This is a genomic window from Nocardia sp. NBC_01388 (assembly GCF_045040085.1).
In the GTDB taxonomy this organism is placed as follows: domain Bacteria; phylum Actinomycetota; class Actinomycetes; order Mycobacteriales; family Mycobacteriaceae; genus Nocardia.
This window is the reverse complement of record NZ_CP109553.1, coordinates 7,294,094-7,319,923: the sequence shown is the minus strand read 5'-3', so window position 1 is coordinate 7,319,923 and position 25,830 is coordinate 7,294,094. Positions and strand designations below refer to the sequence as shown.

The window sequence follows — 25,830 nt, the reverse complement described above, 5'->3', positions numbered from 1 at the left end:
TCGCCGGAGTCTTCTGCAACACCACATCATCGGCAGTCAGGCCGTACTCCGACTGCATCCAGATGAGCCGGTTGACAATCGCCGCGTGGGTGACCGCCACACCCTTCGGGCGACCGGTCGAACCCGAGGTGAAGATGACATAGGCGGTGTTCGAAGGCCGCAGCGGCGCAAGGCGATCCGCATCGGTCAGCGGAGCATCCGAGTACGCCGACAGCTCGAGCGAATCGATCGCGAGCACCGAAACGCTCGCGTGGGTGAACCCGTCGCGCTCTGTCGTCAGCACGCAGACCGGGTTGGCCGTGTCGAGCACGTAGGCAATGCGGTCCGCAGGCTGATCCAGGTCCAGCGGTACATACGCGCCACCCGCCTCGACCACCGCGTACATGGCGACGACCAGATCCAGCGAACGGCGAATACCCAGCGCGATCAGACTGTCCGGGCCGACACCGGCCTCGATCAGCTTGCGCGCCAGCTGATGTACGCGCCCGGCGAACTCGCCGTAGGACAGACCTGACCCCTCGAAGCTGAGGGCGGTCGCGTCCGGAGTACGCGCGGCCTGCGCCTCGAACAGCGAGACGAGCGTGTGTGCGGCATCGCCGGTCTCGACAACGCGCAGCGCATCGACGAATTGACGTTCCAGTATATGCGCCCCGGCCAGGTCGGCCTTCTTGTCGTAGGCCGTCTCGACTCGCTTGCCGATCTCCTCGCCCACACCGAATGCGGTCCGATTCCAGTCGCGCCGGACAAGGTGGCGCTCGTGGTCATCGAGCAGGTCGATATCGCCGACGGCGCGATCAGGCTGTGCCGTAACGGCTTCCAGCAGTCGCTCGAAGCGCTGCGTGAAAATCGCCATGGCGGGGGCGTCGAAAAGATCGGTGGCGTAGATGAGTTCGGCGGTGATGCCGGACGGCGCGCCGTCGTGCTGTTCGGTGAGCACCAGTTGCAGGTCGAACTTGGCGGTGTCCAGCGGCAGGTCGACGCCGCTGACGGTCAGGCCGGGTAGCTCCGCTGCGGCGGGGCCCGAGTTCTGGAAGGACAGCATGACCTGGAACAGCGGGTGCCGGGCCTGCGAGCGGGCCGGCTCGAGGATCTCCACCAGGCGCTCGAACGGCAGGGTGGCGTGCGCGAAGGCGGACAGATCGGTTTCGCGGGTGCGGGAGAGCAGTTCGGTGAAGGTATCGCCGCCCTCGACCCGGGTGCGCAGCACCAGGGTATTGATGAACACGCCGATCAGATCGTCGAGCTGCTGTTCGCCGCGGCCGGCGATCGGCGTGCCGACGGCGATATCCGCATCGCCGGACAGCCGGGACAGCAGCACCGACAGCGCCGCGTGCATGAGCATGAAGACGGTGACGCCCTCGGCGCGGGCCAGGGCCGCGACCGCTCGGTGCAGGTCGGCATCGATGGTGAAACCGATGCGCCCGCCCCGGTAGCTGGCCTCCTGCGGCCGGGGGTGACTGAGGGGCAGATTCAGCTCTTCGGGCAGTTCCGCGAGAGTCTGCTGCCAGTAGGCGATTTCGCGGGAGAAAGTGGAGTCGGGGTCGTGCTCGTCGCCCAGCACGGCGCGCTGCCACAGCGCGTAGTCGGCGTACTGCACGGGCAGCGGGCTCCACTGCGGGGCTTCGCCGTTCGCTCGTGCCAGGTAGGCCGCGGTCAGTTCGCGCACCAGCGGACCGAACGAGAAGCCGTCCGCCGCAATGTGATGCACGACGAAGGCGATCGCATACTCGTCGGCGGCGACCTGATAGAAGCGCACTCGGAGGGGCAGCTCACGAGCGACGTCGAAGCCGCGCGCGGCGAATTCCGCCACCGCCGAATCCACTTCGGGCACGGATACCGGGCGCACGGCGAGATCGAGATCGACCTCCGTCATCGGAAGCACCACCTGGTGACCGCCGTCCACGGATTCCGGGAACAGGGTGCGTAGCGATTCCTGACGCCGCACCACATCCAGCACGGCGGTGCGCAGCGCATCCAGGTCCACGCGGCCGCGCAGGCGGACCACGAAGGGCAGGTTGTATGTCGGTGCGGCGGTGTCGAACTGGTTGAGAAACCACATGCGCTGCTGCGCCGCGGACAGCGGCAGCAGTTCCGGACGCGGCTGGGCGGTCAGCGGGAGCCGCTGGTCGGCGGGGTGCCCGGCGGTCGCGGCGCGGGCCGCGAGACCGGCCACGGTCGGGGACTCGAACAGGGCGCGCACCCCGATCCGGGCGCCGAAGGCCGCCGATACCCGGGCCACCACCTGGGTGGCGACCAGCGAGTTGCCGCCCAGGGCGAAGAAGTCGTCGTCGGCGCCGATCCGCCGTACGCCGAGGATATCGGCGAAGATACCGGCCACGATCTCCTCGGCCGGGGTGCGCGGGGCCCGGAAGCCGGCGTCGTCGGCGCCGAATACCGCTTCCGGCAGGGCCTTTCGATCCAGCTTGCCCGAGGAGTTCAGCGGGAAGGCATCCAGGACCAGCACGGCGGCCGGGATCATGTAGGACGGCAGCTGGCCGGCGGCGGCGCGGAGGAGTTCGGCGGTGTCCACCGTGCGGCCCGGCGCGGGCACCACGTAGCCGACCAGCTGCTGGCCGGTGGCGGTATCGGCGACCAGCACCACGGCCTGGCTCACCGCCGGATGGGCCAGCAGGACGGTCTCGATCTCACCGAGTTCGATGCGCTGGCCGCGGAATTTGACCTGGAAGTCGATGCGGCCCAGGTAGACCAGTTCACCCTCGGCGGACCACTTGACCAGGTCGCCGGTGCGGTACATGCGCTCACCAGGGGTGAACGGGTTGGCGACGAACCGGTCGGAGCTCAGATCGACCCGGCCGAAATAGCCGCGGGCCAGCTGCACGCCCGCCAGGTAGAGCTCACCCGCCACGCCGATCGGCGCCGGGCGCAGGCGTGAATCCAGCACGTAGACCTGCGAATTCCACTCGGGCTCGCCGATCGGGACGGTCGCGGTGTCGCTATCGAGGGCTTCGCGGAAGGTGATGGACACCGCGGCCTCGGTGGGGCCGTACAGATTGTGCAGACCGGCGCCGCTGACCGCGCGGAAGGCCGCCACCGTCTCCGGCGGCAGCGCCTCGCCGATGACGAAAACATCGCGCAGCGAATCGAGTTCGGCGCGCTGGGCGTGCATGGCGAAGACCGTCAGCATGGACGGTACGAAGTCGGTGAGCGTAACACCGTGCCGGGCAATGGTTTCCGCCACATATCGAGGGTCGCGGTGGCCGTCGGGGGTGGCCAGCACCATGGTGGCGCCGGTGCGCAGCGGCAGGAAGTAGCCCCACAGCGAGACGTCGAAGGTGGTGGCGGTCTTCTGCAGGTACACATCGGACCGGTTCACACCGTATTCGGCCTGCATCCAGGCCAGCTGATTGGCAATGGCGCGGTGGGTGACCGCGACGCCCTTGGGCTTGCCGGTGGAGCCGGAGGTGAACAGCACGTAGGCGGGATGGTCCGGGTGCAGCGCGGCGCGGCGGGCGCGATCGTCGATGCGGGTGGCCGGGTAGCCGGACAGGTCCAGCTCGTCCACGTAAAGCAGTGGCACGTCGGCGGTTTCGGGCAGGGTGAACCCGTCGGCGCGAGTGGTCAGCACGACGTGCGGGTGGGCCGTGCCGAGAATATGACCGATGCGCTCGGCCGGATGACTCGGATCGATCGGCACGTAGGCGCCGCCGGCGCGCAGTATCGCGTACATGGCGACGATCAGCTCGACCGAGCGGGCCATGCCCAGCACAACCTGCGATTCCGGGCCAACGCCGGACTCGATCAGCAGCCGGGCCAATCGGTTGGCGCGCTCGGACAATTCGGCGTAGGTGAGTTCGGTGGCACCGAAGATGAGCGCGGTGGCCTGCGGGGTCCGGCGCTCCTGGCCATCGAAGCCCTCGTGCAGATAGAGGTCGGAGACCCGGTGGCCGCTGGCATTCCAGCTCGCGGTGACATAGTCGAATTCGCCGGCGTCCAGCAGTTCGATATCGCCCACCGGGCGATCGGCGGCGGCGGTCGCGGCGGTCAGCAGCCGGGTGAATTTGGCCGCGAACTCGTGCACGGTGGCGGCGTCGAACAGGTCGGTGGCGTAGGTGAAGGCGGCGCTGTACGCCTCGTCGCGATCCGAGATCGTCAGCTGCAGATCGAATTTGGCGACACCGGTCTCGAAGTCGAACACCTCGGCGTCCACACCGGGCAGCAGCAGGCTCTGCTCCCCCAGGTTCTGCATGAACAGCGCCACCTGGAACAGCGGATGCCGGTTCTGCGCGCGGGCCGGATTGAGCACCTCGACCAGGCGCTCGAACGGCACCTCGCGGTGCGCGAAGGCGCTCAGGTCACGCTGGCGAGCGTGCGCGACCAGATCGGTGAAGGAGGCCGCGCCGTCCACCTCGGTGCGCAGCACCAGGGTATTGACGAACATGCCGATGAGGTCGTCCAGGGCGGCATCGCCGCGGCCGGCGACCGGAATGCCGATGGCGATATCGGCGGAGCCGGAGAGCCGGGCCAGCAGCGCCGCGAGCGCGGCGTGCAGCACCATGAACGGGGTGGCCTGACAGGCGGCAGCGACCCGGTCGACGGCGGCGCGCAGTTCCGCGCCGATCTCGAATTCGATGGTGGCACCGCGGTAGCTGGAGACGGCGGGGCGGGCGTGATCCAGCGGAAGTTCCAGCTGGGCGGGCAGTTCCGCGAGTTCCTGTGCCCAGAACTCGAGCTGGCGGGCTGCCAGCGAGTCCGGATCGGTCTCGTCGCCGAGCAGTGCCTGCTGCCACAGCGCGTAATCGGCGTACTGCACCGCGAGCGGGGCCCAGCCGGGCGCGGCACCGGCCTGCCGAGCGGTATAGGCGATGACCAGGTCCCGGGCCAGCGGGCCCATGGACACACCATCACCGGCAATGTGGTGCAACACCAGCACCAGTACATGGTCGGCCGGACCGACCCGAAGTAGTCGCATTCGCAACGGCACCTCGGCCGCGACGTCGAATCCCTTTGCTGCCGTGCCGAATACGGCGGCGATAAGATCGTTCTCGGCGACCTCGACCGGAGCCAGATCGACCGCGAGGGACGGCAGCACGACCTGGGCGGGACCGGCAGGGGTCTGCGGGTAGTACGTGCGGAGCGATTCGTGCCGCTCGATCAGGTCGGAGACCGCAGCGGCTAGTGCCGGTACGTCCAGGTCACCGCGCAGCCGGAGCGCGAACGGCATATTGTCGACCGCCGACTGGTCGAAACCGTCTGCGGCCGTGCCGGATTCGCTGTGCGCGTAGCGGTTGAGGAACCAGATGCGCTGCTGAGCGGGCGAGAGCGGCACCCGATCCGGGCGAGCGCCGGCGGCCAGCGCCGGGCGGTCGGCGTCGAATTCCGCCGGCCCGATCAGCGCGGCATCGGAATTGTGCTGTGCGACCGGATCTTCCGCGAGCAGAGCGAGCGCGGCGACGGTCGGGCGATCGAAGAAGTCGCGCACATCCAGGGTGATGCGCAGGGCCTCGGAGATCCGGGCGATGGCCCGGGTGGCAATGAGCGAATTGCCGCCCAGGGCGAAGAAATCATCCTCGGCGCCGACCCGCTCGAGGCCGAGCAGATTCGCGAAGACGGCCGCCACGGCCACCTCCGCGGTGGTCTCGGGCTCGCGGTATTCGGCTGCGCTGTCGGTGAATTCGGGCTCGGGCAGGGCCCGGCGGTCCAGCTTGCCGCTCTGGTTCACCGGGAACTCCGGCAGCACCATGAGCAGTGACGGCACCATGTACTCGGGCAGGCGCTCGCGCGACGCCGCCAGCACCGCCGCGGTATCCAACTCGCCGGCGGCGGGCACCACATAGCCGACCAGGTGATCGCCGCTCACCGTGCGGTGCAGCAGTACGGCCGCCTGCGCTACGTGCTGGTGATCCAGCAGTGCCGCCTCGACCTCGCCGAGTTCGATGCGCAGGCCGCGCAGCTTCACCTGGAAGTCGCTGCGGCCCAGGTACTCCAGCTCGCTGGGGCCGCCGTCCAGGGCGGGGGTCCAGCGCACCAGGTCACCGGTGCGGTACATGCGATCGCCCGGCGCACCCTCGGGATTGGCGACAAAACGCTCCGAGGTCAGCGCCGCCCGGGCGACATAGCCGCGGGCCAATTGCACACCGGCCAGGTACAGCTCGCCGACCACACCGGCCGGGACCGGCTCCAGATTGTCGTCGAGGACGAGCAGATCGGTGTCATCGGCGGCCGCGCCGATCGGGACCTGCACGGTATCGGCGGCGGTGACCTCGTGCGCCGTCACGTCGACGGCGGCTTCGGTCGGGCCGTACAGATTGTGCAGGGTGGCGCCGCTGACATCGCGGAAGGCGGCGGCGGTCGCGGCGGGCAGCGCCTCACCGGAGGCGAAAACGCCACGGAGGGAATCGGATACGCCGTCACGCGCGGCCCAGGCGGGCGCGTCAAGCCCGGAGGCGGCAGCCTGCGTAACCACGTAGGGCTCCGTGTCCGCCTCGTTCAGCGCAGCAACGAAGACCGACAGCATGGAGGGCACGAAGTGGGCGATGCTGATGCCGTAGTCGGCAATGGTGCGCAGCAGATAGGCCGGATCGCGGTGACCCTCCGGCTCGGCGATCACCAGGCGCGCGCCGACCTGCAGCGGCCAGAAGAACTCCCAGACCGAGACGTCGAAGGTGAAGGGCGTCTTCTGCAGCACGGCGTCGGCCTCGTGCAACCGGTACATGCGCTGGCGCCAGCGCAGATTCGCGACGATCGCGCGGTGCGAGACCGCCACGCCCTTCGGGCGTCCGGTGGAACCCGAGGTGAAGATGACATAGGCGATGCTGTCCGCATGCGCCTGCACGACATCGTGATCCGCGGTGGGCGAGAGCGCGGCGCCCGTCGCGGTGCGCTCGAATTCGTCGATGCGCAGCACCTGGACGGCGGTGTCGAAGTCCGGCTCATCGGCCGTAGTGGTCAGTACGACAGCGGGTTTGGCCACCGACAGCACATAGGACAGGCGCTCGGCCGGGTGATCCGGATCCAGCGGGACGTACGCGCCGCCCGCCTTGACGATGGCGTACATGCCGACCAGCAGTTCGAAGGAGCGGCGCACGGCCAGGCCGACCAGCACCTCCGGTCCGACGCCGGCGGTGAGCAGCCGCCGGGCCAGAGCACTGGCGCGGGCATCGAATTCGGCGTAGGTCAGGGACTCGCCGCCGAACTGCAGCGCCACCGCGTCGGGGGTGCGGCGCACCTGCTCCTCGAACAGCGAGGCCAGCGTCTCGATCGGCGCCAGATGCGGCGACAGCACCGCGGCCGCGGCCTTGACGGCATCGTTCAGCAGGTCCTCGAGGACGGCGGTGAGCGCGCCCTCCTCGCCCTCCATCAGGGCGGGCAGCTGACCGGAAATGACGACCTGAACCAGCGACTCCGGTTCCAGCGCACCACCCATGGCCTCGGCGAGCATGCCGAGTTCAGCGGCCAGCGCACCGTAGCCGACCGAAATATCCCCACCCCGCACCGCGATACGGTCCGGCTCCAAGGCCGCCACCGTCTCGATCAGATTCGGCAGATCGGCGAGACCGTAGGCGCTGCGCAGCGCCGCCTGGTTACCGAACCGGCTGATTGCGACCGACTCCACACCGGACATCAGAGGGCTCCTTCTGACAAAAGCAGTGCCTGCGCATCGCCCGAGAGCGTCCGCAGGACTTGGGACAGGCCACCCGCACCGAGGGCGGCCAGGATGCCGGGTACCAAACCGGCCAGTGCGACATTCACCAGTGCCTCCGGCTTCGCCGCCGCACCCATGGCACGGGCGACGGTGGCGATCTTGGCGGCTAGGTCGCGGTAGGTGACGCGGTATTCGCCGTGCGAGACGGCGATCGCGCCGGGAGCGAGCTCGGCGGCGGCGGCGATCAGCGCCGGGAGCTCGGCCGGTGGCACCGCGGCGGGCGCCTGCGGGGCGCCGGTGCCGGAGTGCGCTGCCACATCGGAGGACTCCGATGCGACCGACCGTGCGGACTGCCCACTGCGAGGGCGTTCCGCATCGGTACGAATATCGATGGCGCGCACCACGATCGCCGGATCGCCGGCGACGGTGTCGAGCACCCGCAGCAGCCGTCCCGCCATCAGGCGAATGGTGGCTGCCTCGAAAATATCGGTGGCATAGGCGAACTGCATGCGCAGGCCGGTGACCCGGCCCTGCGCGTCGTAGCGCTCCATACCGGTGAGCTGCAGATCGAACTTGGCTTCGGTCAGCTCCGGCTCCAGCACCTCGACCTCGAGACCGGGCAGCGCCACCGCGGGGGTGTTCATGTTCTGGAAGGTGAACATGACCTGGAACAGCGGGGTGTACGCGCTGGAGCGGGTACGGCCGGAGGTGGACAGCACCGCCTCCACCACGCGCTCGAACGGCACTTCGGCCTGGGCCAGGGCCGCGAGATCACGATCGCGGACCTGGCGGAGCAGCTCGTGGAACGGGGCTCGGGTGTCCACCTCGGTGCGCAGCACCACGGTATTCACGAACATGCCGATCAGATCGTCGAGAGCCCGCTCGCCACGACCCGCGACGGGTGCGCCGACCGCGATATCGCGCAGCCCGGACAGCTTCGACAGCAGTACCGCGAAAGCGCTGTGCACCACACCGAACAGGGTCGCGCCGTGCTCGCGGGCCACCACCGCGAGCCGAGCGGTGAGCTCGGCCGGAACCTCGAAATCGACGGTCGCGCCGCGCATATCGCGACGGGCCGGACGGGGCCGGTCGGTCGGCAGCGGGAGCTGCTCCGGCACACCGGCCAGTTCGGCGGTCCAGAAGGCGAGCTGCGCGCTGAGCAGGCTCTGCGGATCGGTGTCCGCGCCGAGCACCGCACGCTGCCAGTCGCTGTAATCGCCGTACTGGATGGCCAGCGGAGTCCACGCGGGTGCCACACCACCGCGACGACTCGTGTAGGCCTGCACCAGATCCCGGGTCAACGGCGTGACCGAATAGCCGTCCGAGCTGATGTGGTGCATGACCACGACCAGGACGTGCTCGGTGGCCGAGATCCGCAGCAGTGCCATGCGCACGGGCGGCCGCGCCGTGACATCGAAACCGGCGGCGATGACGTCGGCCAGCTTCGCCGGAATTGCCGTGGCGGACACCGGGATCGGGGTCAGGTCGACGGCGACCTCGTCCACGGCCAGCACCTGCTGCACCGCCTCGCCGTCGATCTCGGGGTAGCTGGTGCGCAGAATGTCGTGGCGGCCCAGCAGATCTCGTACCGCGGCGGTCAGCGCCTCGTGGTCGAGTGTGCCGGTGAGGCGGATGGCGGCGGGCACATTGTAGGCCGTCGAATCCGGGTGCAGGCGGTTGACGACCCACATGCGCTGCTGCGAAAGCGACAGCGGCGCAGGGCCTTCGCCGGTCCGGCGGACCAGCGCGAGCCGGGCCTCGGACGGGTCGGCCGTCGCCAGCCGCTCCGCCAGCGCGGCCACGGTCGGGGCCTCGAACACCGCCGCGACCGGCACCCGCACACCCAGATCCGCGCCGAGCCGCGCGGCGAGCCGGGTCGCCATGAGCGAATTGCCGCCCAGGGCGAAGAAATCGGCGTCCAGACCGGCCACCGGATCGGCATCGGCATTCGACTCCAGGCCGATGACCTCGGCGAAGGAGGCGGCGACCAGGCGCTCGAGCCGGGTCTCCGGGGCGCGGTAGGCGGCGGCGGTGAAGCCGGGCTCGGGCAGCCGGGCCCGATCGACCTTGCCGTTCGCATTGAGCGGCAGGGCTTCCAGCACCACCAGGGCGGCCGGAACCATGTACCTGGGCAGGTCGGCGGCGAGGCGCGCGCGCAGTCCGGCCGCCACCTCGTCGTACCGGGCCGGGTCGGCGCCCGGCACGGCCGCATAGGCGACCAGCCTGGCTCCGGAGTCACCGGCGGTGCGGGTCACCGCGACCGCCGCGGTCACGCCGTCCTGACGACGCAGCGCGGTCTCGACCTCGCCGAGTTCGATGCGGAAGCCGCCGATCTTCACCTGGAAGTCAGCGCGATCGACGTACTCGAGCACGCCGTCGGCGCGGCGGCGGACGATATCGCCGGTGCGGTAGAGCCGTCCTTCGCCGAAGGGGTTGGCGACAAAGCGATCCGCGGTGAGCGCGGGGCGGCCGTAGTAGCCGCGGGCCAACTGCGCACCCGCGAGGTACAGCTCACCCGGTACGCCGATCAGGACCGGCTGCAGGCGGGCATCGAGCACGTACGCGCCGCTGTTCCAGGCCGGTGCGCCGATCGGCACGGTCTGGGCGGGCTGCTCGGCCACCTCGAAGGAGGTGATCGAGACGGCGGCCTCGGTCGGGCCGTAGAGGTTGAACAGCCGGGCGGACCGCTCCCGATGCTTGTCCAGGAAATCCACGGCGGTCGCGGCGGGCAGCGCCTCGCCGATGGCCAGCACGGCCCGCATCGAGGCGGGCAGCGGACCCGCGGTGAGCAGCATGCCGAGCAGTGAGGGCACCGGGTGCAGCACGGTGACGGCGTGCCGCTCCATGAGCTCGCGCAGGCGGTCCGGATCGCGCTCGTCGCCGGGCGCGGTCACCACCAGGCTGCCGCCGGTGGTCAGCAGCGACCAGAATTCCCACACCGACAGGTCGAAGGTGGCGGGCGTCTTCAGCAGGGCGCGATCGTTCGCACCGAGCTCGAAAGTGCCGCGCAGCCACTGCAATTGGTTTGCGATGGCGGCGTGCGGCACCGCGACGCCCTTGGGCGTGCCGGTGGAGCCGGAGGTGAAGATGAGGTACGCGGGATTGTGCTCGCGCAGCGGGCTGATCCGCTCACCCGCGGTGATCGGCGCGGCCGAGAAGGCGGTGTCGTCCAGGCGATCCACCCGGTGCACCGGCAGCACGGTCTCGAACGGGACGCCGTCGGCGACCGTGGTCAGCACGCAGACCGGCGCGGCCGTATCCACGATGTGGGTGATGCGGTCGGCCGGATGGTCCGGATCGATGGGCACATAGGCGCCGCCGGCCTTGACCACCGCGTACATGGCGACCACCAGCTCGATGGAGCGGCGCATGGCCAGCACCACGGTGCGCTCCGGGCCGACGCCGCCGGCCAGTAGCAGCCGCGCCAGCCGGTTCACCCTGGCATCGAATTCCGCGTAGCTGAGCGAGATCTCACCATCGGCGCTGAGCAGCGCGACAGCGTCCGGGGTGGCGGCGACCTGGCTGTCGACCAGATCCACCAGGGTGACGGGATCGACCGCGCGCTCGGTGGCATTCCACTCGGTGAGCACCCGGCGGCGCAATTCCGCGCCCAGCAGATCGATCTCGCCGACAGCCGTCTCCGGTTCGGCGGCAACGGTTTCCAGTACGCGGCGCAGGGCGGCGCTGAAGCGCGCCGCGGTCGCCTCGGTGAACAGGTCGGTGGCGTAGCCGAGCGTGAGGTCCATGCCGGCGGGCACACCGGCCGGGTCGTAGTGGTCTATCGCGAACAGGTGCAGGTCGAACTGGGCGATCTCATTGTCGAATTCGACCTCCGTGACCGACAGGCCGGGCAGCCGCAGGGCAGCCCGCTCATGGTTCTGGAAGGACAGGCCGACCTGGAACAGCGGGTGCCGAGCGGTGGAGCGCTGCGGGTTCAGCACCTCCACCAGGCGCTCGAAGGGGACGTCGGCATGGGCGAAGGCGGCGATATCGGCGGTCCGGACCCGGTTCAGCAGTGCCGAGAACGGTTCGGCGGCAGCGATTTCGGTGCGCAGCACCAGGGTGTTCACGAACATGCCGATGAGGTCGTCCAGCGCCGTCTCGCCGCGACCGGCGATCGGGGTGCCGACGGTGATGTCGGCGGTGCCGGACAGCCGGGCCAGCAGGGCGGAGAACGCGGCGTGCACCACCATGAAGAGCGTGGCGCCGTGTGCGCGGCCGACCCGGGCGAGGCGGGCGTGCAGTTCGGCGTCGACGGGAACGGTGATGTGCTTGCCGCGCAGGCTCTGCCGGGCCGGGCGCGGGTGATCGGTGGGCAGATCCAACTGATCGGGCAGACCGGCCAGGGTGTCCCGCCAGAACGAGATCTGCTGTGCCGACAGCGATTCGGCATCGTCCTCGGTGCCCAGCAGGGCACGCTGCCACAGGGCGTAGTCGGCGTACTGCACGGACAGCGGCGACCACACCGGGGCCTGCCCCGCCAGATGCGTGCCGTAGGCGTGCATGAGGTCGCGCACGAACGGCACCACGGAGGAACCGTCGGCCGAAATATGGTGCAGGGCGCCGGCGAAGACGTATTCGGTGCGGCGGGCATCGGTGATACGGAACAGGCGCAGGCGCACCGGCACCTCGGCGGTGACGTCGAAGGCGGCGGCCAGCTCCAGAATGCGCTGCGGCAGTTCGGCTTCGGTGATATCGATCGGCTGCAGCGCCTGCACGGCCCGCTCGGCGGGCAGGATCACCTGCACCGGACCCGATTCGGTCTCGGGGTAGACGGTGCGCAGGGTCTCGTGGCGGGCGACCACGGCCGCGACGGCGGCCTGCATCGCGGCCACATCGAGTTCACCGGTCAGGCGCAGGGCCAGCGGAATGGTGTACGCGATCGAATTGCCGTCGAAGCGGTTCAGGAACCACATGCGCTGCTGCGCCGGTGAGAGCGGCAGCTGCTCCGGGCGGGTCCCGGCGACCAGCACCGGGCGCAGGGCCGCACCGGTTGCGGCGCTGACCCGGGCGGCGAGATCCCCGACCCGGGACGCCTCGAACAGCAGCCGCACACCGACCGTGCCGCCGAGCAGACCGCTGAGCCGGGCGGCCGCCTTGGCGGCCAGCAGAGAACTGCCGCCGAGCTCGAAGAAGTCGTCGTCCACACCGATGCGCTCGACACCGAGCAGATCCGCGAAGACATCCGCGATGGTCTTCTCCGCGGGAGTCGCGGGAGCACGGAAGACCTTGGCCTCGAATACCGGCGCGGGCAGCGCGCGGCGGTCGAGCTTGCCGGAAGCGTTGAGCGGGAGGGCATCCAGCACAACGAAGGCGGCGGGGACCATATAGCCGGGCAGGGCGGCGGACAGGGCGGCCCGCACCGAGTCGGCATCGATGGCCGCGGCGGCGGCGATCAGGTAGGCGACCAGCTGATCGCCGAGGCGCTCGTCCGGGCGGACGACCACCACGGCCTGGGCGACGGAATCCAGTGCGGTGAGCGCGATCTCGATCTCGCCGAGTTCGATGCGCAGACCGCGCAGCTTGACCTGGAAATCGGTGCGGCCGAGGTATTCCAGCTCGCCCGCGGCACCCGATTCGCCGCTCCCGGTGGTCCACTTGACCAGATCGCCGGTGCGGTACATGCGGGCGCCGGCGGCGTACGGGTTCGCGACAAAACGATCCGAGGACAGATCGGTGCGGTCCAGGTAGCCGCGGGCCAGCTGATCGCCCGCCAGGTACAGCTCACCCGGGATGCCGGGCGCGACGGGGTGCAGGCGCGAATCCAGCACATACAGCTGGGTATTCCAGACCGGGCGGCCGATCGGGACGGAGGCGAGGTCGGCATCGATGACCTGGTGATGGGTCACGTCGACGGCGGCTTCGGTCGGGCCGTACAGATTGTGCAGACGGGCGCCGGTCAGCTCGCGCAGCTTCTGCGCGGTGGGGGCGGGCAGCGCCTCACCGGAGGCGAACACCTGGCGCAGCTGGATTTTCTGCCTACGCTCCGCTCCGGCGGGGTGCTGGATCTTCTGCCTACGCTCCGCTCCGGCGGGGTTCGTGGCCCTGGGAGTCTCGTTCTTCCCTCCCTCCGCTCCTCCGCTTCGCTCCCCCGCTCCACTCAGTCCAGAACGAGACGGGCCACGAACCTGGAGTGGGGGTTCTGCGGCCGCGTCGAGAGCAGCGACGAAGACCGACAGCATCGACGGCACGAAATGGGCTGTCGTGATGCCTTCTTCAGCGATGATCTGCGCGAGGTACACCGGGTCACGGTGACCGTCATGCTTGGCGACCACCAGACGCGCACCGGTCTGCAAGGGCCAGAAGAACTCCCAGACCGAGACGTCGAACGTGGCCGGAGTCTTCTGCAGCACAGCGTCATCCGGGCCGATCGGATACTCGTGCTGCATCCACAGCAGCCGGTTCACGATCGCGCCGTGCTCGACCGCGACACCCTTGGGGCGACCCGTCGAACCGGAGGTGAAGATCACGTAGGCGGTGTTCGAGGGCCGCAGCGGGACAGGGCGTTCCGCGGCGGTGACCGGCGTGCTGTCATAGCCGGTGAGGTCCAGTGCGTCCACGGCGAGCACGGGAGCGATGTCCTCGGTGCGGAAGTCGTCGCCGGTGGTGGTCAGGATGACGACCGGGCGCGCGGTGTCCAGCACGTATTCGATGCGGTCGGCGGGCTGATCGGGGTCCAGCGGCACGTACGCGCCACCGGCCTCCAGCACCGCGTACATGGCGACGACCAGATCGACGGAGCGGCGAATGGCGAGTGCGACAGTCGATTCCGCGCACACGCCCGCGTCGATGAGCCTGCGGGCCAGGCGGTGCACGCGGCCCGCCAGGTCGGCATAGGTCACGGTGGTCTCCCCGAAGACGACCGCGATGGCCTCGGGAGTGGTCCGCACCTGCGCGTCGAACAGCGAAACCAGGGTGGCGGCAGCGCCTTCCGGCAGTTCGAGTTCGCGAGTGGTGGCATTCCATTCGGTCAGCACCCGGGCCCGCTCATCGGCGCGCAGCAGCTCGATATCGCCGACCGCGACGGTGCAGTCGGCGGCCACGGCCGCCAGCACCTGCTCGAAGCGGCGCGACAGCAGGGCAATGCTCTCGGCGTCGAAAAGGTCGCGGGTGTAGGTGATTTCGATATCCAGGCCACCGGTCTGCCCGCCGTCGGAGCAGGTCTCGGTGACGGTGAACTGCAGATCGAATTTGGCCACGCCCGATTCGATCTGCGCGGGCGCGGCCAGCAGTTCCGGCAGCACCAGGGTGGGCAGCGGGAAGTTCTGGAAGGTCAGCGCGACCTGGAACAGCGGATGCCGATTCTGCGCCCGGGCGGGTGCGAGCACCTCCACCAGGCGTTCGAACGGCACATCGGCGTGCGAGAGCGCCGCGATGTCACCGGCGCGAACACCGGCCAGCAGGGTGTCGAATCCGGCGGCCGGATCGACCTCGGTGCGCAGTACGAGCGTGTTCACGAACATGCCGACCAGACCGTCCAGGGCCTGCTCACCACGACCGGCGACCGGGGTGCCGATGGCGATGTCCGAGGTGCCGGACAGCCGGGACAGCAGCACCGCCAGCGCGGCGTGCACCGTGCTGAACAGGGTGGCATCCAGTTTCTGGGCCAGAGCGGCGAGCTCGGCGTGCAGGTCGGCGTCGACCGTGCTGCGGTGGGTGCCGCCGCGCTGCGTCGACACCGCCGGGCGCGGGCGGTCGGCAGGCAGATCCAGCTGTTCGGGCAGGCCGGAGAGCCGGGTGCGCCAGTAGTCCAGCTGCCGTGCCGATTCCGAGTCCGGATCGGCGTCCGAGCCCAGCACCTCGTGCTGCCAGAGGGCGTAGTCGGCATACTGCACGGGCAGCGGCTGCCAGTCCGGAACCGCGCCGGCGTGGCGGGCGGTGTACGCGGTCATGAGGTCGGTGGCGAGCGGGCCGAGCGAGTAACCGTCGGCGCTGATGTGATGCAGCACCAGGGCCAGTACGTGATCGGTCTCCGATACCGTGAACAGTGCGGCGCGCAGCGGGGTTTGGACGGTCAGATCGAAACCGCGGGTGGCGGCGGCGACCAGCCGGGCATCCACCTCGGACTCGTCGATGCGCTCGGCGGTCAGGACCGGAAGGCTCTCCGCGACAGCGCGAATAACCTGTTCCGGTCCGTTCGGACCGTCCGGGTAGACGGTGCGCAGGGTCTCGTGCCGCTGCACCAGATCGGCGAGCGCACCTGCCAGCGCGGCGGTGTCGAGCGCACCGGAGAAGCGGATGACCAGCGGGATATTGTCCGCTGCCGCACCGGGACCGGAGGTCTGCTCGGCGGACCAGTACCGGTTCAGGAACCACATGCGCTGCTGCGCCGGCGCCAGCGGCAGCCGGGCCGGGCGGGTCCGCCGGGTCGGTGCCAGCCGCGCACCCGCGCCCGAGACCTCGTGCGCATACGCGGCAAGCGCTGCCACACTGCGTGTTTCGAACAGCGCGCGCACCGGGATCTCGCAATCGAGGGCCACACCGAGGCGGGCGACCGCCCGGGCCGCCAGCAGTGAACTGCCGCCCAGCGCGAAGAAATCGTCGGCCGCACCGACCCGCTCGATGCCGAGCAGTTCGGCGAAGACCTGTGCCACCGCCACCTCGGCGGGCGTGGCGGGCGCGCGGTAGGCGGCGGTTTCGAAGGCCGGGGCCGGCAGGGCGGCGCGATCCAGCTTGCCGTTGACGGTCAGCGGGATTCGGTCGATGACCACCAGGGCGGCGGGCACCATGTGCTCGGGCAGCCGCCGGGCCACCGCCTGGCGCAGGACCGCGGTATCGACGGCGGAGTCGGTCACCACGTAGCCGACGATCCGGCCCTCGGCGACGGTCTCGTCATGGCGGACCACCACCGCCGCGGCACGCACGTGCGGTTCGTCGAGCAGCGCGGCCTCGATCTCGCCGAGCTCCACCCGGAAGCCGTGCAGGTTCACCTGCTGATCGGCGCGGCCCAGGTACTCCAGCTCGCCCTGTGTGGTCCAGCGGGCGAGATCGCCGGTGCGGTAGGCGGATTCGCCGGGAGCGCCGAACGGGTCGGCCACGAAGCGGGCCGCCGACAGCGCCGGGCGGGCCAGGTAGCCGCGGGCGAGCTGCCCACCGGAGACATAGATTTCGCCGGGAGCGCCGACCGGAACCGGGCGCAGGCGCGAATCCAGCACGCGCACCGTCAGACCCGGCAGCGCGCCGCCGATGACACTGGCGGAACCGGTTTCGGCGGCGATGAACCGATGCGAGACGTGCACCGTGGTCTCGGTGATGCCGTACATATTCACCAGCGCGGGGGTCCGCGGATGACGGGCGAACCAGTCGCGCAGGCGCGCCGGTTCCAGCGCCTCGCCGCCGAAGATCACCCAGCGCAGCGCCAGATCGTCGAGATCGTGCACCTGATCGGCGGCGATCAGCTGGTAGAAGGCCGACGGGGTCTGGTTCAGCACCGTAACCCGCTGTGCGGCAAGCAGTTCCCGGAACTGCTGCGGCGAGCGCGAGGTGAAGTAGTCGATCACCACGACGCTGCCGCCGGACAGCAGCGGCGCCCACAGCTCCCACACCGTGAAGTCGAAGGCGTAGGAGTGGAACATGGTCCACACGTCCGACGGCCCGAATTCGAAGAGGCGCTGCGTATTGTCCAGCAGCCGCACCACATTCCGGTGCGGGATCAGCACGCCCTTGGGGCGGCCGGTCGAGCCGGAGGTGTAGATGACGTACGCGACATTGCCCGGATCCAGGGGCGCGCGGCGATCCTGATCGGCGACCGGGCCGGCGGCGAAACCGGCCAGCTCCACGGTGTCCAGATCGAGCAGCGGACCACCGAACCAGCCCGCGGGCAGATTCGCGGCGGCACTGGTGATGGCGCAGACCGGGCGGGCATCGTCGAGCACGTACTCGATGCGGTCCGCCGGGTAGTTCGGGTCGATGGGCAGGTAGCCGCCGCCGGCCTTGAGCACTGCGAGCAGGGCGACAACGAGCTCCTCGGTGCGCGGAAGGGCAACCGCCACCAGCGATTCCGGGCCGACACCGGCGGCGATGAGCCGGCGGGCGAGCCGGTTGGCGCGGGCATCGAGATCGCCGTAGGTGAGGGTGACCTCGCCGGAGCGGACCGCGGGGGCCTGCGGGTCCAGCAGCGCCGCCCGCGCGAAACGTGCTGCGAGCGTGTCGTCTTCGGAACTATCCGCACCGGTGACCGACCATTCGTGCAGTACCCGCTGCCGTTCACCGGCATCGAGCACCTCGATATCACCGACCGCGATCTCCGCGTCCGCCGTCACCGCCGCGAGCACCCGCTCGAACCGGCGCGCCAGCACCGCGATGCCCTCGGCCTCGAAAATATCGGTGGCATAGGTGAATACGGCGGAGAGGCCGCCGTCGGCGCTGTCGGCCAGCGTCAACTGCAGATCGAATTTGGCGGTGTGGGTGTCGATATCCAGGCGCGACACCCGCAGGCCGTCCAGCGCCAAATCGGCGGTGGCGGTGTTCTGCAGATCCAGCACCACCTGGAACAGCGGGTGCAGGCCCGGCGTGCGCACCGGATTCAGCGCCTCCACCAGGCGTTCGAACGGCACATCGGCGTGCGCGAAGGCACGCAGATCGGTATCGCGCACCGACGCGACCAGCTCGGCGAAGGAGCCGCGCGGCGCGACCTCGGTGCGCAGCGCGAGAGTATTGACGAACATGCCGACCAGGCCGTCCAGCGCCTGCTCGCCGCGACCGGCCACCGGGGTGCCGATCGAGATATCGGACTGCCCGGAGGTTTTCGCCAGCAGTGCGGCGAAGGCGGCGTGCAGCACCATGAACAGCGAGGCGTGCGTCTGTTCGGCGATCTCGCGCAGTCGGGTGTGCAGTCCGGCGTCCAGGGCGAATTCGTATCGCGCGCCGCGACCGGAAGCGACGGCGGGGCGGGGCCGATCGGCCGGCAGCGCGAGCTCCGGGGCCAGCCCCGACAGCTCGTCGCGCCAGAAGCGCAACTGCTGCGCCAGTACCGATTCCGTATCCTCGGCGGCGCCGAGCAGCTCACGCTGCCACAGCGCGTAATCGGCGTACTGCACCGGCAGCGCGGGCCACTGCGGCGCGGTTCCGGCGCGGCGCGCGGAGTAGGCGGCCATCAGGTCGAGGGTCAGCGGTGCGATGGACCAGCCGTCGGCGGCGATGTGGTGCACCGCGAAGACGAGCACATGCTCGGTATCGCCGGTGGACGCGGGACGCAGCAGCGTCAACCGCAGCGGCGCTTCGTCGCCGACCGCGAACGGGGTGGTCGCGAGTGCTCGAATGCGCTCGTCGAGGGCAGCCGGATCGACCTCCTCGGCGACCAGATCGACGGCGGCCTCGGCGATCGGCAGCACCCGCTGATAGCCGATGCCGTCCACCGCCGGGTAGACGGTGCGCAGCGTCTCGTGGCGTTCGATCACATCGGTGAGGGCCGCGGCCAGGGCGGCGCGATCCAGGGCTCCGGTGAGCTGGATGGCGGCGACCAGATTGTCGGCCACCGAATCGGTGTCGAGGCGATTGAGGAACCACATGCGCTGCTGCGCGTAGGACAGCGGCACCAGCTCCGGCCGCTCCCCCGCCACCAGCGGCGGGCGGCCGCCGGTGCCGGCGAATTCGGCCAGCGCGGAAGCGAGTTCGGCGACCGTCCGGGCGTCGAAGATCAGGCGCACGGGCACCCGGGCGTCCAGGGCCGCACCGAGCCGGGCCGTCAGCCGGGTCGCGATGAGCGAATTGCCGCCGAGTTCGAAGAAGTCGTCGTCCGCGCCGATCGGCGTGGTCAGGCCGAGCACCTCGGTGAAGGCGGCGCCGACCAGACGCTCCGCCGAGGAGCCGAGCGCCCGGAACTCGCGCGCCGCGAACTCCGGCACCGGAAGGGCGCGGAGGTTCAGCTTGCCGTTCGGGGTCATCGGCAGCTCATCGAGCACCATGAACGCGGTGGGCACCATATGCGGCGCCAGGCGGCCCTGCAGGCTCGCCCGCACCGTCTCGGTGGGCACCCCGGCCGTGGCATCGGCCGCGACCAGATAGGCGACCAGCTGATCACCGCGGGCGGCATCGCTGTGCACCACGACCACGGCCTGGCGCACCTGCTCGTGCTCGGCCAGCACGGCCTCGATCTCGCCGAGTTCGATGCGGTAGCCGCGCACCTTCACCTGGGAGTCGTTGCGGCCCAGGTACGTCACGGTGCCGTCGGCATTCCAGCGCACCAGATCGCCGGTGCGGTACATGCGCTGACCGGGCGCCCACGGGCAGGCCACGAAGCGGTTCGCGGTCAGCTCCGGGCGGCCGTGGTAGCCGCGCGCCAATTGCGCACCGGCGACGTACAACTCACCGGTGGCGCCCACCGGGACCGGCTGCAGCGCGCTGTCGAGCACCCATTCCCGCACACCGCGGATCGGACGGCCGATATGGACGGGCTCGCCGGCCCGCAGCGGCTCGGACATATTGACCACAACGGTGGTTTCGGTCGGGCCGTAGGCATCGACGATGATCCGGCCGGCCGCGATCCAGCGCCGGACCAATTCCGCCGGAACGGCTTCGCCGCCGACCGCGATCGACTGCACATCGGGCAGCGTCGCGGGATCGAGCGAGGCCGCGGCCGAGGGGGTCATACCCAGATGGGTCACCCGCTGCGCCCGGGCGAAGTCGGCCAGTTCCGCGCCGACCGTGACACCGGCCGGCGCGATCACCATGGTGGCACCGGAATTCACGGCCAGCAGCAGCTCCATGACCGAGATGTCGAACGACGGCGAACCGACGCTCAGCACCCGCGCACCGGGATGCCCGAAGTAGTGCGCGGTCTGCTCGGCCGCCAGGCTCACCAGCGCCGCGTGCGTGACGAGCACGCCCTTGGGCAGACCGGTCGAACCCGAGGTGTAGATGGTGTAGGCGATGTGCTGCGCGTGCAGCGGCCGCACCCGGTCCGCATCTCCGATCGGGGTGTCTTCGAAAGCGGCACAGGCACTGCGGAACTCGGGATCGTCGAGCAGCAGCCAGGGCAGTACGTCGGGCATGGCGGCATGGGCCGCGACGGTGGTCAGACCCAGCACCGCGCGCGAATCGGTCACCATGTGGGTGATGCGCTCGACCGGATAGCCCGGATCCACCGGCACCCAGCCCGCACCGGACTTGATCACGGCCCAGACGGCGGTCACCTGTTCGATCGAGCGTGGCACACCCACGGCGATCAGATCGTCCGGCCCCACCCCGCGACTGATGAGCAGGCGCGCCAAACGTGATGAGGCAGCATCGAGTTCGCCGTAGGTGAGGGCGCGACGTTCGTCACAAATGGCAACATTGTCGGGATCTGCCTCGACGGCTTCCTCGAGTACGCCGGGCAGTAGCCCGGTGGCTGCCAGCGCGCCGCCGGAGCGGGTGGTGAGGTCGGCGTACTCGAGCTCGGAGAGCAGGGGGAGCTCGGCGACGACGGTCGCGGGAGCGGTGACGGCGGCCTCGAGCAGACGCAGGAAGCGCCCGGCGAGAACGGAAATGGAGGCGGGGTCGAAGAGATCCGTGGCGAAAGAGAATTCCGCGTGAATCCCCGCCGGTGCCGGACCTTCCCCGGGACCGGCACCGGCGAAGCTTTCGGTGACCGCGATCGATAGGTCGAACTTAGCCACTCCGGTATCCAGCGTACCCGCCGTGGCAAGCAATCCGGGCAGTTCGACACCGATATTCCCGATGCCGGTGAAAGACAGCGATACCTGGAAGACCGGATGACGCGCCTGCGAGCGTGCCGGATTCAGGACCTCGACCAGCTGCTCGAACGGCACATCGGCGTGTGCGAAGGCGGCGAGATCGGATTCCCGTACAGCGCCTAGGAATTCGGTGAAGGGCACGCGCGTGTCGAGCTGCGTGCGCAGCGGCAGGGTACCGACGAACATACCAATCAGTTCGTCAAGTTCACGTTCCCCGCGGCCGCCGACCGGCGTGCCGATGACAATGTCGTCCTCGCCGGAAAGCCGCGACAGCAGCACCGCGACCACCGCGTGCACCAGCATGAAGGCCGAAACACCCTGCTGCTGAGCCGTTTCCAGCAGTTTTACGTGGAGACCGGCCGGTATCTCAAGCTGATGCACACCGCCACGGCCACTGGCCACGGCCGGGCGCGGCCGATCCGACGGCAGATCCAGCTGCTCCGGAGCGCCCGCGAGGGTATCGGTCCAGAACGACAACTGCTGCGCCAGCAGGGAATGCGGATCCGCGGCATCGCCGAGCCGTTCCCGCTGCCACAGTGCGTAATCCGCGTACTGCAGCGCCAGCGGGGTCCAGCCCGGAGCATGCCCCTCGCGGCGAGCGGTGTAGGCGGTCACCAGATCCCGCGCCAGCACCGGCAGCGACAGCCCGTCGGCGGCGATGTGGTGCAGGACAACGGCCAGCGCATGTTCGTTAGCTGCAAGATTGCTATCGCCGACTACATGCCCCTCGGCAAACACCCCGAAAAGGCGAGCCCGGAACGGGATCTCGTTTTCCAGGTCGAATCCGCGCTCCGCGAAACCGCGCAATTCGGCATCCAGGTCCGCCGCCGCGATCGGCTCGACGGACACGATCAGGTCGGTGCCGGCGATCAGGCCCGCGCCCATCGACTCGAAATCCGCCATGCCGACATCCGGCAGCGACAATTCCGCGAACGACTCCAGCACCGCGAACGGGGACAGCACGGCCGCCGGCAGCACACGCTGGGCCGGACCGGCCGGGGTCTGCGGGAAGACGGTGCGCAGCACCTCGTGCCGCGCCACCACATCCGCGACCGCCGCACGCAGCGCCGCCACATCCAGGTCGCCGCGCAGGCGCAGGGCGAACGGCATGTTGTAATCGGCGCTCGCGGTATCGAAGCGGTTCATGAACCAAATGCGCTGCTGCGCGGGCGAGAGCGGCAATACCTCCGGGCGCTCCCGGACGGCCAATTCCGGTACCGACGTACCGAATTCGGCATCCTCGTCGAGGAATTGGCGCTCCACCAGAGCCGCCAGCGCGGCCACCGTGGGCGCGCCGAAGATCTCGCGCAGGCCGATCCGGCATCCCAGATCGCCGCTCAGCCGTGCCGCCACCCGGGTGGCGATCAGGCTGTTGCCGCCCAGGGTGAAGAAGTCGTCGTCCAGGCCGATGCTCTCGCGCTCGAGCACCTCACCGAAGACGGCCGCCACCGAACGCTGCACCACCGATTCCGGGGCGCGGTAGCGGACCACCGTGCGCTCCGGATCGGGCAGCGCCCGGCGATCCAGTTTGCCGGAGGAGTTCAGCGGCAGGGCCTCGAGCCCGACGAATACGGCGGGAACCATGTACGCGGGCAGCGCCCGGGCCGCCTCGGCCCGCAACTGGGCGGCGGGCAGCACACCCGGCTCGGACGGCACCACGTACGCGACCAACTGCTCATCGCGCACCAGCACGACCGCCTGGCGTACGGAATCGATTGCCGCCAGCACGGTTTCGATCTCGCCAAGTTCGATGCGCAGGCCGCGCAGCTTCACCTGGAAGTCGGTGCGATCCAGGTAGCGCAGTTCGCCCTCCGACGTCCAGCACACCAGATCTCCTGTGCGGTACATCAATTCACCCGGGCGGCCGAGCTCCTCGGGTCCGGCGAATGGGTCCGCGAGGAACCGTTCGGCCGTCAACCCCGGTCGCGCCACGTAGCCCCGGGCGAGCTGAACCCCCGACAGATACAGCTCACCCGGGGTCCCCACGGGGACCGGCCGTAGACGTGAATCGAGCACGTACAGCCGGGTATTGGACACCGGGGCGCCGATCGGCACACCGTCGATGTCCAAGTCTGTGACCTCATGAAAGGTGACGTCGACCGCCGCCTCGGTGGGGCCGTAGAGATTGTGCAGCCGGGCGCCGGTCAGCGCGCGCAGGCGCTGCGCCGTCGCGGCGGGCAGCGCCTCACCGGAGGCGAAGACCAGCCGCAGCTGGATTTTCTGCCTCCGCTCCGCTCCGGCGGGGTGCTGTATTTTCTGCCTACGCTCCGCTCCGGCGGGGTTCGTGGCCCTGGGAGTCTCGTTCTTCCCTCCCTCCGCTCCTCCGCTTCGCTCCCCCGCTCCACTCAGTCCAGAACGAGACGGGCCACGAACCTGGAGTGGGGGTTCTGCGGCCGCGTCCAGGGCCGCTGTGAACACCGACAGCATGGAGGGGACGAAATGGGCTGTGGTGATGCCTTCTTCGGCGATGATCTGTGCCAGGTAGGCCGGATCGCGATGCCCGTCCGGGGTCGCGACCACCATGGTCGCGCCGATCTGCAAGGGCCAGAACAACTCCCACACCGATACGTCGAAGGTGGCGGGCGTCTTGTGCAGCACCACATCGGCCGCGGTGAGGCCGTACTCGGACTGCATCCAAACCAGGCGATTGACGATGGCCGCGTGGCTGACCGCCACACCCTTCGGCAGACCGGTGGAACCGGAGGTGAAGATGACGTACGCGGTATTCGAAGGGCGCAGCGGCGCAAGCAGTTCCGACGGCGCGAGCAGCGCGTCGGAATAACCGGCGAGGTCCAGTTCGTCCAGGCACAGCACCGGTGCGCCGAAGTCGGCCGCGGGCCGATCCACGGTGCTGGTCAGCACGACCGCCGGTCGCGCGGTGGCCAGAATGTGCCCGGTGCGCTCGGCCGGATGATCCGGGTCCAGCGGCACATAGGCCGCGCCCGCCGCCTGCACGGCGTAGAGCGCCGTGACCAGCTCGGGCGAGCGGCGCAGATGCAGCGCCACCATGGTCTCCGGACCGACTCCCAGCGAGATGAGATGGCGGGCAAGGCGATTCACGCGGCCCGACAGTTCGGCATAGGTGAGTTCGGTGGCCGGTTCCCCGGCGTAGCGCAGCGCCACCGCGTCCGGGGTGCGCGCCACCTGCGCCGCGAACATCGACACCAGCGTGGCCTCGGCGTCCGCCGGGCGGCGGGTGTCGTTCCAGATCCGCAGGCTCACTTCGCGTTCCAGCTCGGTGAGCACCGGGACGGCGGCGAGCGGCGCGGCGGGATCCAGCTCCAGCAGCCGCTCCAGGAAAGTGGTGAAACGCGCGTGATGCCTTGCGAGTTCGTCGGTGCCGTAGAGGTTCGGATTGGCCTCCAGCTCCAGCGTCACCTTGCCCGCATCGGCGTAGTACATCTGCAGGCCCAGATCCTCGAGCGGGCCCGAGCTGACCATGTGGAAGCGCGCGGGCGCGCCGTCGATCGACAGGGTGACGTCGAACATCATCAGATTCACCTGCGGACCGAACAGCGCCCGCCGGGTCTGCTGCCCGTCCCGGTCGACGTCCCGGCGAATGTCCTCGGCGCGGTAGCGCTGGCGGCGCACCGCGGCGGACAGTTCGGTCCGGGCGGCGGCCAGCAGATCGGCCCAGGTGGCCGCCGGGCCGATCGCCAGCCGCAGCGGCACGATATTGGAGAGCATGCCTCCCGACCGCCGGGTCAGATCATCGGTACGCGCCGTCACCGGCAGGCTGATCGCCACTTCGTCCCGATCGGTGAGTCGCGCCAGGTACGCGCCGAAGGCGGCGACCACGACGGCGGCGAACTTCACCCCGTGCGCGGCGGCGACCTCGTGCAGCCGCTGCAGCACCCGCGGCGGCAGCAGCCGGCCGAGTCGCAGATTGGTGGCCGCGGCCGGGGCGGTGCGCCGGTTGAGCGTGGTGGCCTCCAGGCCGCGCACCCGGCCGGCCCAGTACTCGCGGTCCTCGAGGAAACGCTCGCTGTCGCGATAGTCCTGTTCGCCGGCGACCAGCTCGCGCAGCGAACCGGGCTCGATGACGGACGGTTCGACACCGCTCATCAGCGCGTTGTATCGCTCGGTCATGCGCATCATGGTGGTGAGGGCGCCGAAACCGTCGATCACGATGTGATGCGCACGCAGGTACCAGAGGTGATGGTCGTCGGCGACCCGCAGCACCGCGCTCGCGAACAGGCTGCCGTGCAGCAGATCCACCGGAGCGGTGTAGTCGGCGCGCATCCAGGCTTCGGCGGCGGCCAGCGGATCGGCATCGGCACGCAGGTCGATCAGGGGAACGTCGAACCGATTCCCGGTGTCGACGAATTGCCTGGGCTGCCCGTCGATCTCAACCAGGCGCACCACGAGGGATTCGAATTCCTGGATGGCGGCATTGATCGCCTGCTCGAGCACCGGTGCGTCGAGCGGTCCGCGCACATCCACGTAATTGACCACATTGAGCGGAACCTCGGGATCGAGGAGCTGTGCGTACCACAGGCCGAGCTGCCCGGGCGTGAGAGGAAACGGTTCCGATGCGGGGGGACTACCCAC

Annotated in this window: 2 protein-coding genes (1 of these 2 running past the window's edge); both read right to left on the bottom strand. The window is 69.8% G+C overall.

What is annotated here, in order from left to right; translation table 11 throughout:
- Nucleotides 1–7,582 carry the beginning of a non-ribosomal peptide synthase/polyketide synthase gene (locus OG716_RS34930; protein ID WP_405134594.1) on the bottom strand. The gene continues 30,764 nt to the left of window position 1, outside the view, so 7,582 of the gene's 38,346 nt are visible here — the first part of the coding sequence; the start codon lies at nucleotides 7,580–7,582; its stop codon lies off the left edge, out of view.
- Complete coding sequence (locus OG716_RS34925; RefSeq protein WP_405134593.1) at nucleotides 7,582–25,830, bottom strand: non-ribosomal peptide synthase/polyketide synthase; 18,249 nt, start codon at nucleotides 25,828–25,830, stop codon at nucleotides 7,582–7,584. The genes OG716_RS34930 and OG716_RS34925 overlap by 1 nt, the downstream gene beginning before the upstream one ends.